Origin of the sequence: Pseudomonas sp. HN2, assembly GCF_020736465.1 — a bacterium.
Classification (GTDB): domain Bacteria; phylum Pseudomonadota; class Gammaproteobacteria; order Pseudomonadales; family Pseudomonadaceae; genus Aquipseudomonas; species Aquipseudomonas moraviensis_A.
The window spans coordinates 2857579-2873559 of record NZ_CP085885.1; the positions used below are offsets into that span (position 1 = coordinate 2857579).

Annotated in this window: 13 protein-coding genes and 2 pseudogenes; 11 read left to right on the forward strand and 4 right to left on the reverse strand. The window is 61.5% G+C overall.

Going from position 1 to position 15981, the window contains the following annotated elements; genetic code table 11:
- Positions 1-45: 45 nt before the first annotated feature.
- The 6 genes from proW to LIS66_RS12510 all read left to right on the forward strand — a co-directional run bounded on the left by proW (position 46) and on the right by LIS66_RS12510 (position 7082).
- A complete protein-coding gene (proW, locus tag LIS66_RS12485; protein ID WP_227974411.1) occupies positions 46-999 on the forward strand; it encodes a glycine betaine/L-proline ABC transporter permease ProW in 954 nt (317 codons plus the stop codon).
- Between the two features lie 42 nt (positions 1000-1041).
- Positions 1042-2052 carry a glycine betaine/L-proline ABC transporter substrate-binding protein ProX gene (gene proX, locus LIS66_RS12490; RefSeq protein ID WP_042610386.1) on the forward strand — a complete coding sequence of 337 codons (1011 nt, stop codon included), beginning with the start codon at positions 1042-1044 and terminating at the stop codon, positions 2050-2052.
- A gap of 86 nt (positions 2053-2138) precedes the next feature.
- Positions 2139-3200 carry a GlxA family transcriptional regulator gene (locus LIS66_RS12495; protein WP_227974412.1) on the forward strand — a complete coding sequence of 354 codons (1062 nt, stop codon included), beginning with the start codon at positions 2139-2141 and terminating at the stop codon, positions 3198-3200.
- A 123-nt stretch (positions 3201-3323) separates the two neighbouring features.
- Positions 3324-4640 (forward strand): NAD(P)/FAD-dependent oxidoreductase, encoded by a 1317-nt coding sequence (locus tag LIS66_RS12500; protein ID WP_227974413.1) that lies wholly within the window; start codon positions 3324-3326, stop codon positions 4638-4640.
- Between the two features lie 47 nt (positions 4641-4687).
- The gene (locus LIS66_RS12505; protein WP_227974414.1) at positions 4688-5590 is read left to right on the forward strand and encodes a dihydrodipicolinate synthase family protein; all 903 of its coding nucleotides are present in this window, start codon (positions 4688-4690) and stop codon (positions 5588-5590) included.
- 1 nt (position 5591) lies between these two features.
- Positions 5592-7082 carry an aldehyde dehydrogenase gene (locus tag LIS66_RS12510; protein ID WP_042610390.1) on the forward strand — a complete coding sequence of 497 codons (1491 nt, stop codon included), beginning with the start codon at positions 5592-5594 and terminating at the stop codon, positions 7080-7082.
- Positions 7083-7175: 93 nt separating this feature from the next.
- On the opposite strand, the pseudogene LIS66_RS12515 reads toward LIS66_RS12510, so the two are convergent.
- The 3 genes and pseudogenes from LIS66_RS12515 to cyoD all read right to left on the reverse strand — a co-directional run.
- Positions 7176-7346: pseudogene (locus tag LIS66_RS12515) on the reverse strand (polysaccharide lyase family 7 protein); the annotation flags it as partial.
- A 42-nt stretch (positions 7347-7388) separates the two neighbouring features.
- Positions 7389-8564, reverse strand: a complete 1176-nt coding sequence (locus tag LIS66_RS12520; protein WP_227974415.1) for an MFS transporter — start codon at positions 8562-8564, stop codon at positions 7389-7391.
- Between the two features lie 239 nt (positions 8565-8803).
- Positions 8804-9160, reverse strand: a complete 357-nt coding sequence (cyoD, locus tag LIS66_RS12525) for a cytochrome o ubiquinol oxidase subunit IV (RefSeq protein ID WP_227974416.1) — start codon at positions 9158-9160, stop codon at positions 8804-8806.
- On the opposite strand from cyoD, the gene LIS66_RS12530 reads away from it, so the two are divergent.
- Positions 9153-9335: a hypothetical protein gene (locus LIS66_RS12530; RefSeq protein ID WP_223259148.1), complete on the forward strand. Its 183-nt coding sequence runs from the start codon at positions 9153-9155 to the stop codon at positions 9333-9335. The two genes, cyoD and LIS66_RS12530, sit on opposite strands and share 8 nt — an antisense overlap.
- Positions 9336-9348: 13 nt before the next feature.
- On the opposite strand, the gene galE is transcribed toward LIS66_RS12530, so the two are convergent.
- A complete protein-coding gene (gene galE / locus LIS66_RS12535; protein ID WP_227974417.1) occupies positions 9349-10374 on the reverse strand; it encodes a UDP-glucose 4-epimerase GalE in 1026 nt (341 codons plus the stop codon).
- 321 nt (positions 10375-10695) lie between these two features.
- Between galE and LIS66_RS12540 the strand changes: the two genes are divergently transcribed.
- The 4 genes and pseudogenes from LIS66_RS12540 to LIS66_RS12555 all read left to right on the forward strand — a co-directional run bounded on the left by LIS66_RS12540 (position 10696) and on the right by LIS66_RS12555 (position 15977).
- Positions 10696-11865 (forward strand): glycosyltransferase family 1 protein, encoded by a 1170-nt coding sequence (locus LIS66_RS12540; RefSeq protein ID WP_227974418.1) that lies wholly within the window; start codon positions 10696-10698, stop codon positions 11863-11865.
- Positions 11853-13025, forward strand: coding sequence for a UDP-galactopyranose mutase (gene glf, locus LIS66_RS12545; protein WP_227974419.1), 1173 nt, complete (start codon positions 11853-11855; stop codon positions 13023-13025). Before LIS66_RS12540 ends, glf begins: the two co-directional genes overlap by 13 nt.
- Positions 13022-14221, forward strand: coding sequence for a beta-glucosidase (locus LIS66_RS12550; protein WP_227974420.1), 1200 nt, complete (start codon positions 13022-13024; stop codon positions 14219-14221). The genes glf and LIS66_RS12550 overlap by 4 nt, the downstream gene beginning before the upstream one ends.
- Positions 14218-15977: pseudogene (locus LIS66_RS12555) on the forward strand (ABC transporter ATP-binding protein). Before LIS66_RS12550 ends, LIS66_RS12555 begins: the two are co-directional and overlap by 4 nt.
- The last annotated feature ends 4 nt before the right edge of the window (positions 15978-15981 follow it).

A 15981-nucleotide genomic window follows, 5' to 3' on the forward strand; every position in this document is an offset into this window, starting at 1 on the left:
AACAGTCAGAATTGATAAAGCAGTTTCTGCGGGCGAGGTAGCACCATGTCAGATTTCAATATTCTGGATCCTTTCCAGAGCATCAATATTCCCTTCGGTGCGTGGGTCGAAACCGCGCTCAAATACCTGGTCGGTAACTTTCGCGAAGTATTCCGCTCGATTCGCTGGCCGGTCGACCAGGTTCTCGACGGCGTGCAGTGGAGCCTGCTATCGGTGCCGCCCACGGTGTTCATCATCATTGCCGGGCTGATCAGTTGGCAGATCGGCGGCAAACGCATCGCCCTGTTCAGCGTCGCCACGCTCACCGGCCTCGGCCTGATCGGCGTGTGGAATGACGCCATGGTCACTCTGGCTCTGGTGCTGACCTCGCTGTTGTTCTGCGCGGTCATCGGCATCCCGCTGGGCATCCTCTGTGCGCGCAGTGATCGCACGGAAATGATCATCCGCCCGGTACTCGACGCCATGCAGACGCTGCCGGCGTTCGTCTATCTGGTGCCGGTGGTCATGCTCTTCGGCATCGGCAACGTCCCCGGGGTGATCGTCACCATCATCTTCTCGGTCGCGCCACTGGTGCGCCTGACCAACCTCGGCATCCGCCAGGTGCCCGCCGACAAAGTCGAAGCGGCGAGGGCCTTCGGCTGCACGTCTACGCAGATGCTGCTGAAGGTGCAATTGCCACTGGCGGCGCCAACGATGATGGCCGGGCTCAACCAGACGCTGATGTTGTCGCTGTCGATGGTGGTGGTCGCCTCGATGATCTCGGTGGGCGGTCTCGGCTTGATGGTGTTGAGCGGCATCGGTCGCCTCGACATGGGCCTGGCCAGTGTCGGCGGCGCCGGGCTGGTGTTGCTCGCGGTTTTCCTCGATCGATTGACCCAGGCCATGGGTGAACGCAGCAGTGACCTGGCCACCGGTCAGCGCTGGTATGAGAGCGGCCCGGTGGGGCTGCTGATGAAACTGAAGAAAAAGAAGACCGTTGCACGTCCCGTGACCAATTGAGTTTGCCTGCTCACCCATAAACACTTTCAAGCGTGGTGAAACATGAAACTGACAACTCTCAAGAAAAGCCTGATGGCGTCGCTGTTCGCTACATTGCTGTGCTCGGCGGTCCACGCGGCAGATGCCAACAAACCGGGCGCCGGTGTGTCGATCACGCCGATTTTCCCGAGCATCGCCGAAGAGCGTTTCCGCGGTGAGGTGGTGCTCGCCGGACTCAAGGAATTGGGCTACGACGTCAAAGCACCGAAAGAAGTCGATTACCCGGCGATGTTTCTCGCGCTGTCCTACGGCGATGCGGATTTCACCGTGCATGAATGGGAAAACCTGCACCAGGCGTTTTATGAAAAAGCCGGCGGCGACGATGTGATGGTAAAAGTCGGGCAGGTCATGAAAGGTGTGCTGCAGGGCTACATGATCGACAAGAAGACCGCCGACGCCTACCAGATCAAGGACCTCGCCGATCTGAAGAAACCGGAGATCGCCAAACTGTTCGACAGCAACGGCGATGGCAAGGCCGACCTGACCGGCTGCAACCCGGGCTGGGGCTGCGAAATCATGATCGAGCATCACATGAAAGCCTATGGTCTCGGCCCGACCGTGGTGGATAACCGCGGCTCGTATTTCGCCTTGATGGCCGACACCATCGCGCGCTATCAGCAGGGTAAACCGGTGTTGTTCTTCACCTGGGTGCCGCAGTGGATTGCCGGCGTGCTGGTGGAAGGGCGCGATGTGGTCTGGCTGCCAGTGCCGTTCACCTCGCTGCCGGATGGCAAGGAAAGCAAAGACACCTTCCATGACGGCAAGAACCTCGGGTTCCCGGTGGACACGATCAATGCAGTGATGAACAAGGAGTTCGCCGAGAAGAACCCGGTGGCGCGCAAATTCCTCTCCGAGGTCAGCATCCCTCCCAGCGCGGAAAGCGAGCAGAACCTGCGCATGCAGAAGGGTGAAAAATCCCTCGCCGACATCAAGCGCCACGCCGCGGAATGGATCAAGGCCAATCAGCAGGCTTATGACGGTTGGTTGAGCGACGCACGCGCGGCGGCGAAGTAATCGGTTCGACCACAGTGTGCGGCGGTTGAGCCCGTCGCCCACGTTACGGTCGCAGGTGTCAGTGAACGGCGAGTGAGTGAGCGAAGATGGAAACCTTTCAGAGCCCGTTGAAGCAGCAAAACACCGGATTTCGCCAGTCCGCATCCGTCTCCGGACAAGCGCGCGTGGTGCGAGTGGCCTTCGTATTGCTGGACCATTTCTCCCTGACGACGCTTTCCACGGCAATGGATGCATTGGCCACTGGCAACCTGATTTGCGGCGAAACGCAGTACCGGATCTCGACCTGGTCGCTTCAGGGCGGATCGGTCGAAAGCGATGTCGGCGTGCCGGTGTCTTCGCAACGACTGGTTGCAGAAGGCTTCAACCATGACGCGGTGATCGTGATCGGCGGTCAGCGCGTCAGGCTGGCAGCGCATCTGCTGCTGCGCCGTGTGCTGAAGAAAACCGCGGGCAAGGGCATCGTTGCCGGATGCTGGAATGCGGCGTTCCATCTGGCTGATGCAGGGTTGCTCGGCGCCGAGGAGTTCGCCTGTCACAGCGACAGTTGCGGTCTGATCGGCGAGTACTTCCCGCAGTTGAAAGCGTCCAGCCGTGAATTCATCTTCGCTCAGCGCCGAGCCACCTGCGCCAACGCTCACTCGGCTCTGGATATGACCCTGGCGATCATGCAGGAACTGGGTTCGCGTAACGATGCGACGCTGTTAGATGAAATCAGAAGGGTGCATCAGCCGGCACAGGGCAAACCTGCGATGACTGCCGACGGTGTTCGGCCTGCAGCGATTCCCAGGCCGCTGAACATCGCCATCGACCTGATGGAAAACAACATCGAGGAGCCGATGGAAATCGATGCCATCGCCAGCCACGTCGGAGTGTCGCGCCGGCAACTGGAGCGGCGGTTCGCGCGCTATCTTAATGCCGCGCCCAATCGCTATTACCTGGAGTTGCGCCTGACCCGGGCGCGGCAATTGATTGTGCAAAGTAATCGCTCGATGACCGATGTGGCACTGGCGACGGGATTTGTCAGTTATCCGCACTTCTACAAGCGCTTCAAGGATCTGTTCGGCTTACCGCCGATGACGTTCAGGGATTACTACTACGCCGGCGACGCTGCCAGCAGCGGGCGTTATGCCGTAGCCGCCAACTACTGAATAACGCGCGCGAACTGACTGTTTGCGCCAGTAACGGTTTTTATCAGTTCCGGATCAACGCCACTGCGTGCGTTCGCTTTGCCGCGTGCGTTTTGCAACTTCAACGATTAACGGTTCAACACTATGAAAGTCAGTTCATTACCCGCCGACGATGACAGTTGTGGCTGGTTTCATCTGAGCAAACCGCGCAGCCCCGAGCCTGCGCACCGTGGGCAGCGTTCGGCGCGGTGGGTGATCATCGGCGCCGGCTTCACCGGACTCGCCTGCGCGCGGCAACTGGCGTTGAATTTTCCCGACGACGAAGTGGTATTGGTCGAAGCGCAGGAAGTTGGATTGGGCCCCTCGGGACGCAATGCCGGTTTTGCCATTGATCTGCCGCACGATATTGGTGCCGATGATTACATCGGTGATATCGCACTGGCCCGGACCAGTCTGAAACTCAATCTGGCCGGTCAATCGATCCTGCGGGATCTGGTCGATCAATACCGCATCGACTGCCAGATGAAGGCGTGCGGCAAATATCAGGCAGCCGTGGAGAATCGCGGTATCGCCGTGCTTGATGCCTATCGCCGCGGCCTGGAGAAACTCAACCAGCCGTTTCAAATGATCGACGCCGATGAATTGCCGGAACATCTCGGTACGCATTTCTATCGCAAGGCGTTGTTCACGCCGGGTGCGGTGTTGCTGCAGCCATCCGGGCTGGTCAAAGGCCTGGCCGATAATCTGCCGGCCAACGTCACGCTGTATGAGCGCACGCCAATTCTCGAAGTGGAGTACGGCGCGAAGACCGTGCTCAGACATGCCCACGGCAGCATCACGGCCGACAAACTGATTCTGGCGAACAACTCGTTCGGCATGCGTTTCGGTTTCCTGCAGGGACGCATGTTGCCGATCTACACCTACGCCAGCATCACCCGGCAGATGACCGAGGAAGAGCAGGCGCGCCTGGGCGGCAAACCGTTCTGGGGCGCCATTCCGGCAGACCCGTTCGGCACCACGGTACGCCGCACGCCGGACAACCGCTTGCTGATCCGCAACAGTTTCACCTTCAACCCCGACGGCCGCAGCAACCGCAAATACAACGAGCGTTTCGTGCGTCGGCACAAGGCCTCGTTCGACCAGCGTTTTCCGATGCTGCCTGACGTTACGTTCGACTACACCTGGGGCGGCGCGCTGGCCATGTCGCGCAATCACAACGGCTTCTTCGGTGAGCTCGCACCCAACGTCTATGGCGCGCTGGGCTGCAACGGCCTCGGCGTCACCCGCGGCACCGTCACCGGCAAGTTGCTGGCCGACTGGCTGGCCGGCCAGCGCGACGGACTGATCGATTTCCTCTTGCAGACGCCCGGCCCCAACAGCAACCCGCCTGAACCGTTCCTCTCGCTCGGGGTGAACATGAACCTCAAGTGGGGGCAGTACCGCGCCGGCAGAGAAAGCTGAAACACCTGAAGCCCGAATCCTGAATATTGAACCCTGGAGAAAACGCGATGAACTTTGATGGAATCTTTACCCCGGCCATTACCCCGTTGTCCGCCGATGGCCAGATCGACTATGCGGCGTTCTCCGAGGTGATCGAATACCTGATCGAGTCCGGGGTGCACGGCATCGTGATCGGCGGTTCGACCGGTGAGTATTACGCGCATACCGCAGAGGAGCGGGTCGCTGTGGCCCGGCGCGCGAAAGAGGTGATTCGCGGGCGCCTGCCACTGGTGGTCGGTACCGGCGGCATCCGTACCGAGGATTCGGTGTACTTCGCCCAGCAGGCCAAGGCATTGCAAGCAGACGCGATCCTGGTCGGCTCACCGCCCTATGCCTTGCCGACCCAGAAGGAGATCGCCGCCCACGTGCTCGCCGTGGACAAGGCCGCCGGTCTGCCGATCATGCTTTACAACTATCCGTCGCGAATGGGCGTGGCGATGGGCGACGAGTTCTTCGCCGCCATTGCCGACTGCAAGAACATCGCCGCGATCAAGGAAAGCTCGGGCGAGACCAGCCGTCTGCATCGTCTGGCTCACTCGCGCCCCGATATCCAATTGTCCTGCGGCTGGGATGATCAGGCGCTGGAGTTCTTTGCCTGGGGCGCACGCAGCTGGGTCTGCGCCGGCTCAAACTTCATCCCGCGTGAACACATTGCGCTGTACGAAGCCTGTGTTCTGGAGAAGAACTTCGACAAGGGTCGGCGGATCATGTCGGCGATGTTGCCGCTGATGGATGTCCTGGAAAGTGGCAAGTTCGTCCAGTCGATCAAGCATGGCAGCCAACTCAGCGGCCTGCGTGCCGGCGGTGTTCGCGCGCCGCTGCAGGCGCTTGAGCCTGCCGAGAAAGAGCAACTGAAAAGCGTGATTGAAACCCTGCAGAAGAACGTCGCGCGCATCGTCGAGGAGGCTTGAAATGGCAGACCTGCTGAGTAAAGAGCAATACCGTGAACTGGCAGCCAGGCTTGAGTTTCGCCATCAGGCATTCATCAATGGCCGGTTTTGCCCGGCAAAATCCGGCAAGACGTTCACCACGACCAATCCGGCCACCGAGCAGGTGCTGAGCGAGATTGCCGCCTGTGATGCCGAAGATATCGATCAGGCCGTCGCCGCAGCGAAAGCAGCGTTCGATGACGGCCGCTGGCAGTCACTCGCACCCTCAGCGCGCAAGTCGGTGTTGCTGCGCTTTGCCCAGTTGCTGGAGGACAACGCCCATGAACTGGCGGTGCTGGAAAGCCTCGACAGCGGCAAGCCGATCCGCGAATGCCAGACCATCGACGTGCCGGAGACCATCCATACCTTGCGCTGGCACGCCGAGCTGATCGACAAGATTTACGACGCCACGGCGCCGGTCGGTTCTGGCGCGGTGACCATGGTCGTGCGCGAGCCCATCGGCGTGGTCGGGCTGGTGCTGCCGTGGAATTTCCCGCTGCTGATGCTCGCCTGGAAAATCGGCCCGTCGCTGGCCGCAGGCTGTTCGATCGTGGTCAAACCGGCCAAGGAAACCACCCTGAGCACCTTGCGCGTTGCCGAACTGGCGCATCAGGCGGGGATTCCCGCCGGCGTGTTCAACGTCGTCCCCGGCGGCGGTAAAGAGGCCGGCGAGCCGTTGGGTCGGCACCCCGACGTGGCGATGGTCAGCTTCACCGGCTCGACCGACACCGGGCGGCTGTTCCTCAAATATTCCAGCGAATCCAACCTCAAGCGCATCGTGCTGGAGTGCGGAGGCAAGAACCCGGCGGTGGTGATGAATGATGTCGAAGACATCGACGTCGTCGCGCAGCATGTGGTCAATGGCGCGTTCTGGAACATGGGCGAAAACTGCTCGGCCTCGTCGCGGCTGATCGTCCACGCCGAGATCAAGGAGGAACTCTTGCAGCGCATGCAGGCGCACCTCGGCGACTGGAAAATGGGCGACCCCCTTGATCCTGAGAACCGCTTGGGTTCGATGATCAGCAAGGCGCATTTCGACAAGGTGCGTTCGTATCTTGATATTGCCCGCGATGAAAACCTCAACGTGCTGGCGGGCGGCCAGACCCGCAACGATATTTTCGTCGAGCCGACCATCGTCGATGGCGTCAGCCGTGACAGTCGCCTGTTCCAGGAAGAAATCTTCGGCCCGGTGCTGAGCGTCACGACTTTTCAGACCGTCGATGAAGCCATCGCGCTGGCCAATGACACCGCCTATGGATTGGCCGCTTCGGCGTATACCGGCAACCTGCGCCACGCGCTGAAACTGTCGCGCGGCATTCGCGCCGGGATCGTCACGGTCAATTGCTTCGGCGAGGGCGATGCCTCGACGCCGTTCGGCGGCTACAAGGAATCGGGCTTCGGCGGCCGCGACAAGTCGATCTGGGCGCACGACCAATACACTGAACTGAAAACCATCTGGATCGACGCGTCGTAATTGGCGTTTAGATTTACCCGAGGGCCTGCCAGCACACGCTGCGCAGGCCCTTGCGCGTATCAGCCGCCTAGGTATGCGAAATCAACAGATCACTGATGGGCCCTTGGTCGGCGCGGACAGTTGCAGTGAGCCATCCGGCAGCACCGTGACAATACTGGGGAACTGCGCAATGGCCTCGGCGCCGTTGAGTTCAAGTGCAACCGGGTTGGTCGCCGAGACGGGAACCGGAGTGGAGAGGGTGAGATCGCTGATATTTACGGCCATGGTTTCTACTCCTGACGATAAAAATCATTGGCGCTCCAAGCCTTAGGTAACTCCTGAGCCACACATTTGCCTGCGCGGACTTTCACCACCTCTCGGACTCAGCAGCATGGCGACGCACGCGGCCGCCGCAAAAACACACAAGGCAACGATCACGCCAGCAGCCTCCAGCACCGCGCCGAAGATTGGCGTGCCGGCGGTCTGACCGAGTGCCAACAGCAAAAACGGAATGCCCAGCCCCAGATCCGGGCGATCCGGCAACAGGCTGATGCCTTGCAGCAGATAAACCCCTGAAGAAATGATATAGGCCGCGCCAAACAGGCACATCGCTGCAAGGCCCAAGCCGGCCGAGACGCAAACAGCGGCGAGCCCCAGTGTGCCGAAGGCGATGCCGGCCAGCGCCAGATGTTGCATGCGTGCGACACCGAAGCGCCCTGTGAGCACGCCGGTCATGCAGCCACTGATCCCCGCCGCGCCCAACACGATCCACGCCCATGCAATCGACTGATCGCTGAAACCGGCCTGGCTGCGCAGGATATCGGCGCCGAATGTCCAGACCGCGGTGCTTGCCAATCCCATCAGGAAAGCGCTGGCGCACAACGGCAGCACACCGGGCCGACGCAGCATGAGCAGCGAAAAACTCTGCGAGGCCTCATGCTGAACCCGGCGCGGTACGGCAAACCACAGCCAGAGCGTGACGCCGATGCCGATCAAGGCAAACAGCGCATACAGCTCGCGCCATTGCCCGGCGGCCCCGATCGCGGCCAGGCCGGAAAAAACGATACCGACCGCCGTCCCGGCATTGATAAAGCCATTGGCGCGTGGGCGGTCCGCATCAACCAGACGCGCCGCCACCGCATTGGCCAGTGGCGGCGAGGTCAGGCCCGTGCTCAATCCCGCTAGCGCCACGCCGCAGCCCAACGCCAATCCCGACGAAGCGATAACCACCAGGCCCATCCCCAGCGTTGCAGCCGCGCCGGCCATTACCGTCAACCCGCGCGGACTGACCTTGCCGTTGCAGACAAACGTCGCAACGATGCCTACGCAATAAGCGGCAAAAGCGCTGCCGCCGATCCAGCCGGCAGCGGACACGCTCAGCGCCAGATCCTGACGGATCTGCGGCAGCAACAGTCCATAAGCGAAGCGCGCCAGGCCATAGGACAACGCCGTCAGCGCGAACGCGGCCGCGACCAGATTGAGGCTGCGTCGATCAAGACTCACGATGAAAGCGTGTCGTTGGCGCGAGGGTCGTATGAATAGTCAACGCCGCACCCGCAGCTACATCCCGCGCAGGCGCAACGGGAGGGGGAAGGATCAATAGCCATCAGTGTCCTCAAGATTGTCTGTCGCCGAAGTCGTTACCGCTTCTGATAACGGACCTGCCTCTGGGTTTGATGATTTTCCACCGTACCCGATGGATGGTAGAGCAAAGGGCGAGGGCAGCACCCCGTTCAGCGGCGTCAGTGCGCCAGCATGGTGTGGTGGATGCTGCCCATGATCCATAGCGAAAGCCCGACCAGCAGCAGAATGATCACCACCGAGAAAATCAGCGCCCTGAGGTTCCAGCGCTGCTCCTTGGCGGTGTCCAGGTGCAGGAAGTATTTGAGGTGTGCGAAAACCTGCACCACACCCAGCGCGACCACCACCCAGGCGGTGACGCTGCGTGGCAACGTCGGGTACATGACCAGGCCAAAGGGAATCACCGTCAGGATCACCGAAATGATGAAACCGACCATGTACGAACGACTGGTGCCATGGCTGGTGCCGGCACTGCTATGAATCGGGCTCTGGTTATACGGCGACGTGGAAATGTTCATCAGCGTCTACACCGCGACCGGCGAATGCGCCTATGAGCGCATCAGGAAACTGCCCGGCATCGAATGGGCAGTCGAGGATGCGCTCAAGCGCGGTATCGATCAGGCGGAACGCATCGCTGGCGGCGAGTCCGGGCGATTAACGTGTGCCGACGCGCACGGTCACGACAATGAATGACCGTGCGCAACGTTCAATTAGCTTGACGCACGTCGACCTGCCCGAGCTGATTGCACTGCCAGCGCCAGGCATCGGCGAGCATGCACGGCAATGAGCGGCTCGCCTGCCAGCCCAGTTCTTCGAGGGCTTTATGCGGGTCCGCCCAGCACTGCGCGATGTCGCCGGGGCGCCGGGCTTCAATACGCAACGGGATCTTGATACCAATGACCTGTTCGAAAGCGCTGACCACCTCCAGCACCGAATAGCCGCGCCCGGTACCCAGGTTCCAGACGCTCATGCCATGGCGATCGCGCAAGGCGTCGAGCGCGCAGACATGACCGAGCGCAAGGTCGACCACGTGCAGGTAATCGCGAATACCGGTGCCGTCCGGAGTCGGGTAATCGTTGCCGAACACTGACAGCTGCGCGCGTCGACCACTGGCGACTTCCAGCAGATAGGGCACCAGGTTGTTGGGCGTGCTGGTGGGCGCCTCGCCGAGCAGGCCGGAAGGATGCGCACCGATCGGATTGAAATAGCGCAGCAGACCGATCGACCAGCGCGGGTCGGAGCTGGCGACACTCTTCATGATGTTTTCCGACATCAGTTTCGACATGCCGTAGGGATTGGTCGGCTGGCCGGTGGCGCAGTTTTCGTTGATCGGCAGGGTGGCGCAGTCGCCGTAAACAGTGGCCGATGAACTGAACAGCAGATGGAACACTCCAGCCTTGGCCATGGCTTGGCACAAGGTCAGGCTGCCGCCGACATTGGTGTCGAAATAGCGCAGGGGCTCGCGCACGCTTTCACCGACCGCTTTCAACCCGGCGCAATGCACCACGGCATCGATCGGGTAATCGTGCAAAAGGTTATCGAGCAGTCGTCGATTGCGCACATCACCCTGAATGAACTCCGGTCGTTTTCCCGCCAGCGTACTGATGCGCTCGATCGCTGCGCGCTGGCTGTTGCACAAGTTGTCGAGAATCAACACGTCCACGCCCTGGCCCAGCCACTCCAGTGCGACGTGCGCACCAATGTATCCCGCACCACCGGTAATCAAGATCATGCGCCCGCCCTCCCAAGTACTGCCATCGGCCGATGGCTTTGTGCATGGTTTCGAGGCGCCTGTGCGGCGGCAAAAACCATGTTGTCCTGGACGGTAGGGGATGGATTGTTCGGCGAGTTCAACTTCGTTTGCCCGCCGGTATGTGCAGTTCATCGGCTGCGCTCAAGGTTGGGCTGAACGACGTGAGAACGCCGCTATTCCAACCTTCAAGAGCCTTACGGCCTCATCGAGAAATGCCCTGCACTTGCAGTGCCGACAAGTGAGACGGCCCGGTGGCTCGGCACTGTGTCGACTTGTTTTCCCCGATGAGGAATTTTCGCCATGAACCTTGCAGAACAACCCGAGGCGCTCGCACTGGCGAGTGCGCAGAATGCTCTCGAAACATCCCTTCAGGTGCGGCCCACGCTGGTGTGCCTGTCGCATTTGCGCTGGGGCTTTGTCTATCAGCGGCCGCAGCACGTCATGTCGCGATTGGCGAAACACTACGACGTGGTGTTTTTCGAGGAACCGGTATTTATCGCAGACGCCACGCCCAGACTCGAACTTTCGAATCCAGCAGCAGGGATAGAGGTCGCGGTGCCGCAGTTGCCCCTCGGCATGAGTGGCGAGGCGATTGCTCAGGCGCAGCGGCAATTGCTCGATGAACACCTCGCCGGCCGCGTTCAGGGCGATCTGCTGCTGTGGTACCTCACGCCGATGAGCTTGCTGTTTACCGAGCACCTCGACGCTCGCGTCACCGTCTATGACTGCATGGATGAACTGTCGGCGTTCATGGGCGCGCCCGCGCAATTGATCGATATGGAGCAGCAACTGCTGGCCCGCGCCGACGTGGTGTTCACCGGTGGCTACAGCCTGTGGGAGGTCAAGCAACGCCAGCACGGCAATGCCTATCCGGTGCCGAGCAGCGTCGACATCGCGCATTTCGCCGCGGCGCGGCAGGCATTGCCGGAACCGCCGGATCAGGCAGCGATCGCGCGGCCACGCCTGGGCTTTTTCGGCGTGATCGACGAACGCTTTGATATCGAATTAATTGATCGCGTGGCGACGATGCGCCCTGACCGGCAGATCGCGCTGATCGGGCCGGTGGTGAAGATCGACCCGCAAACCCTGCCGCAACGGTCGAACATTCATTATCTGGGTTCGAAGCAATACACCGAACTGCCGGATTACCTGGCGGGTTGGGACGTGGCGCTGATGCCGTTCGCCCTCAATGCGTCCACGCGCTACATCAGCCCGACCAAGACCCCGGAATATCTGGCCGGTGGCTGCCCGGTGGTGTCGACGCCGATTCACGACGTGGTCAGCGGCTACGGCGAGAGCGGCGCGGTGTTCATTGCCGACACCGCCGAGGCTTTTGTCGAGGCGATCGAACAAGCTTTGGCACTCAAAGGCACGCCGGAATTTCTGCAGTGCGCCGATGCCGCCATCGCCGGCATGTCGTGGGACAACACCAGTCGCTTCATGCAGGAGCAGATCGAATGCCTACGATAAGCCTGGAGCGCGCAAAGTCCTGCCCATCCTACGACTACCTGATCGTCGGTGCCGGGTTCGCCGGTAGTGTCATTGCCGAGCGTCTGGCCGAAGGATTGGGCCGTCGGGTATTGCTGATCGACCGGCGCCCGCATATCGCCGGCAATGCCTACGATCACTACGACGCCGCCGGTGTGCTGGTGCATCGTTATGGCCCGCACATCTTTCACACCAATGCCCAACGCATTGTCGACTACCTGTCGCGCTTCACTGAATGGCGACCTTACGAACATCGCGTCCTCGCTCAGGTCGACGGCCAATTGCTGCCGATTCCGATCAATCTGACCACGCTGAACAGGCTCTACGGCTTGTCGATGTCCTCCAAGGAAGCCGAGGTGTTCCTCGCCGAGCGCGCCGAACCGGTGGCGACCATTCGCACTTCTGAAGATGTGGTGGTCAATCAGATCGGCCGTGAACTCTACGAGAAATTCTTCCGTGGCTACACGCGCAAGCAGTGGGGGCTGGATCCGTCGGCGCTGGATAAATCGGTGACCTCGCGCATTCCGACGCGGACCAGCGAAGACGACCGCTATTTCGGCGACACCTTCCAGATCATGCCCACGGCCGGCTACACGCAAATGTTCGAACGCATGCTCGATCACCCGAACATCGATCTGTTGCTCAGTACGGATTTCAAGGCTGTGCGCGACGAGGTGAAGTACGAGCATCTGATCTACTGCGGCCCGATCGACGAATACTTCGATTTCCAGTTGGGCCACTTGCCGTATCGATCCTTGCGTTTCGAGCACCAGACCCTCGAGCAGGAGCACTATCAGCCGGTAGCGGTGGTGAATTATCCGCACCCGGACGTGCCGTACACCCGCATCACTGAATACAAACACCTGACCGGGCAAACGCACCCGTGCACCAGCATTACTTACGAATATCCCTGTGACGACGGCGACCCGTATTACCCGGTGCCCCGGGCGGAAAATGCCGAACTGTACAAACGCTACCGCGCACTCGCCGAGCAGACGCCGAACGTCACGTTCCTTGGGCGGCTGGGCACCTACAAGTACTACAACATGGATCAGGTGGTGGGGCAGGCGCTGGCCCTGTATCGGGATATTCAAGCGGCGCAGGCACCCGCCACTGCCGCAACCGAGACCGATGCTTCATGACCGCGCAGCCGAAAGGCGACGAACCCGAGCCCGGCACAGGCGCTCATTCGATCTTCAGCAGCTTCGTCATGGCCGGTTTCGAATGTTCCAGTCAGCGCCGCCAGGATGGTCGGCGCCTGGACCTGCTGGCCGACACCGGACACGCGCGCTGGGTGGACAAGGATTACCAGCGACTGAGCGGGTTGAACATTCGTTGTGCCCGCGACGGCTTGCGCTGGCACCTGATCGAACGCAGCCCCGGTCGCTATGACTGGAGCAGCTTCGTGCCGATGCTCAAAGCCGCGCAAGCGCAGCAGGTGCAAGTGGTCTGGGACCTGTGCCATTACGGTTATCCGGATGACCTGGATTTCTGGCGCCCGGCATTCGTCGAGCGTTTTGCCCGTTTCGCCGCTGCTGCAGCGACGGTGATGATGGACGAGGGCGTCAGCGTGCCGTTCTACTCGCCGATCAATGAGATTTCGTTCTGGAGTTGGGCGGGGGGCGAGGTCGCGTACTTCAACCCGACCGCACGCGGGCGCGCGCAGGAACTCAAGCATCAACTGGTGCGGGCGAGCATCGCTGCGATCGAAGCGATTCGCGAACGGGCGCCCCATGCTCGGTTCGTCCAGTGCGATCCGTTGATCCATGTGCTCGCCGGCTCCAGGCGCAGCGACGATATCGAAGCGGCCGAAGCCTATCGGTTGTCGCAATTTCAGGCGTGGGATCTGCTCACTGGCCGTGAATGGCCCGGCCTGGGCGGGCAGGAGCATTACCTGGATATCATCGGTGCCAATTTCTATGCGCATAACCAGTGGTATTACCACGGCCGGCGCATCCTTCGCGGCGAGCGCGACTTCCGACCGCTGTCGGGCATGCTCAAGGAACTGCACCAGCGTTATCTGCGGCCAATACTGATCGCCGAAACCGGGGCCGAAGATGAAGAACGCCTGCCGTGGCTGGCTTACATCCTTGAGCAGACGCTGCTGGCCCTCGAACGCGGTGTGCCGCTGCAGGGGATCTGCTGGTACCCGTTTCTCGATTACCCGGGCTGGGATAACGGCCGGTATTGCCCCACCGGCGTGTTCGGCTACCCCGATGGCGAGGGCGAGCGCGCAGCATTTCACCCGCTGCACGTCGAGCTGGCGCAGGTTCCCGAGCGGGTTGCCGCCTGCTTGCGCAGGGTCAATGGCGGGCACATTGAGGGGCGCGGGAGATGAACTTCCAGCAAATGCGCGATGAGCCCTTGCCGGCGTCAGCCGCTGCCTTTTTATGGCGCTACATCAGAATTCGTCCGGCGCACTTCATCGCCATGGTCGCACTGGTGATGGGCGCGGCGTGCTGTGCGGTAGTGGTGCAGTACGGCATGAAACTGCTGGTCGACGCCATGGCCGCCGGGTCGGCGGCGGACCAGGTGTGGCACGCGTTCGGCCTGTTCATGGCGTTGATCGTGATGGAAAACCTGCTGTGGCGCCTCGGCGGCTGGGTCGGCTGTCACACTATCGTCGGCAGTTGCGCCGATCTGCGCGTGGACCTGTTTCATCACCTGACCGGCCACCCGATGCGCTATTTCAAGCGGCACTTCTCCGGCTCGCTGGCCAATCGCGTCTCGGCGATCGGCGCTGCTGCCGACAAGGTCTATGGCGGGTTGACCTGGCGCATCGTGCCGCCGTGCGTGGATTTCATCGGTGCCGTGGCTTTGCTGTTGGCGGTGCACGGGGCCATGGCACTGGCCCTGGTCGGCTGCGTGATCGTGGTCGCCGCGCTGATCACCGTGTTCGGCGTGCGCGGCCGCAGCCGGCACATTGCTTTTGCTTCGCAGTCGGCGCGGGTCGGTGGCGAGATTGTCGATCTGGTGTCCAATGTCTGGACGATCAAGGCGTTCTCCGGGCGTCAACGCGAGCGTCTGCGCCTGGAGCGCGAGATCGGCATCGAAGCCGATTCGCACCGCAGCAGCTGGATGTACATGGAAAAGGCGCGGGTGCTGCACGACATCTGCCTGACCGTGATGGCGGGCGGCATGCTCGGCTGGGCGATCCTGCTCTGGCGATCGGGGCAGGTCACGGCGGGCGATGTGGTGATGGTCAGCGCGTTGACCTTTCGCATCCTGCACGGTTCGCGCGAACTGGCGCTGGCCCTGGTGGAAACCAGCCAGCAGATGGGGGTCATCAGCGAGACGCTGGGCATCGTCGCCCAGCCCCACGAACTCAGCGACACCGCGGAGGAACTGGCGCCGACCCGTGGGCACATTAAGATGCTCGACGTCAGTTACGCCTACCCGGACGGGCGTAAGGTCTTCGAGCATTTTTTCCTGGATATCCCGGCGGGACAAAGCGTCGGCATTGCCGGCACTTCGGGCTCGGGAAAATCGACGTTGCTCGGTTTGCTGCAACGCCTGGATGACGTGCGCAGCGGGTCATCCTGATCGACGACCGCGACATCCGCTCGGTCAGCCAGGACAGTTTACGCCGACAGATCGCCGTGGTGCCGCAAGAGCCGACGCTGTTCAATCGCAGCATTCTGGAAAACATCGGCTACGGCCAGCCCCATGCCACCGAGCAGCAGATCATCGCAGCGGCGCATCAGGCGTTTTGCGACGAATTCGTCCAGGCGCTACCGCAGGGTTATCACACCCCGGTCGGTGAGCGCGGAGTGACCTTGTCCGGTGGCCAGCGCCAGCGTCTGGGGCTCGCGCGGGCGTTTCTGAAGGACGCACCGATCCTGATTCTCGACGAGGCGACCTCGGCACTGGATTCCGATTCGGAAGCGATCATCCAGCGTGCACTGAGCAACCTGATGCGCGGCAGGACAGTCCTCGCGGTGGCGCACCGGCTCTCGACCATCGCCAATTTCGACCGGGTGCTGGTGCTGGAGAACGGTGAGATCGTGCAGGACGGCACGCCGCAGGAGTTGCGCGAAAGTCAGGGACGGTTCCGCACGCTGTGGCAGATGCAGGCGATGGTGCACAACCGTTGAACGC

What these genes read in the sequence shown, in the direction of transcription:
- proW (WP_227974411.1), top strand. Translation starts at nt 46, where the DNA reads ATGTCAGATTTCAATATTCTGGATCCTTTCCAGAGCATCAATATTCCC.
- proX (WP_042610386.1), top strand. Translation starts at nt 1,042, where the DNA reads ATGAAACTGACAACTCTCAAGAAAAGCCTGATGGCGTCGCTGTTCGCT.
- LIS66_RS12495 (WP_227974412.1), top strand. Translation starts at nt 2,139, where the DNA reads ATGGAAACCTTTCAGAGCCCGTTGAAGCAGCAAAACACCGGATTTCGC.
- LIS66_RS12500 (WP_227974413.1), top strand. Translation starts at nt 3,324, where the DNA reads ATGAAAGTCAGTTCATTACCCGCCGACGATGACAGTTGTGGCTGGTTT.
- LIS66_RS12505 (WP_227974414.1), top strand. Translation starts at nt 4,688, where the DNA reads ATGAACTTTGATGGAATCTTTACCCCGGCCATTACCCCGTTGTCCGCC.
- LIS66_RS12510 (WP_042610390.1), top strand. Translation starts at nt 5,592, where the DNA reads ATGGCAGACCTGCTGAGTAAAGAGCAATACCGTGAACTGGCAGCCAGG.
- LIS66_RS12530 (WP_223259148.1), top strand. Translation starts at nt 9,153, where the DNA reads ATGTTCATCAGCGTCTACACCGCGACCGGCGAATGCGCCTATGAGCGC.
- cyoD (WP_227974416.1), bottom strand. Translation starts at nt 9,160, where the DNA reads ATGAACATTTCCACGTCGCCGTATAACCAGAGCCCGATTCATAGCAGT.
- galE (WP_227974417.1), bottom strand. Translation starts at nt 10,374, where the DNA reads ATGATCTTGATTACCGGTGGTGCGGGATACATTGGTGCGCACGTCGCA.
- LIS66_RS12540 (WP_227974418.1), top strand. Translation starts at nt 10,696, where the DNA reads ATGAACCTTGCAGAACAACCCGAGGCGCTCGCACTGGCGAGTGCGCAG.
- glf (WP_227974419.1), top strand. Translation starts at nt 11,853, where the DNA reads ATGCCTACGATAAGCCTGGAGCGCGCAAAGTCCTGCCCATCCTACGAC.
- LIS66_RS12550 (WP_227974420.1), top strand. Translation starts at nt 13,022, where the DNA reads ATGACCGCGCAGCCGAAAGGCGACGAACCCGAGCCCGGCACAGGCGCT.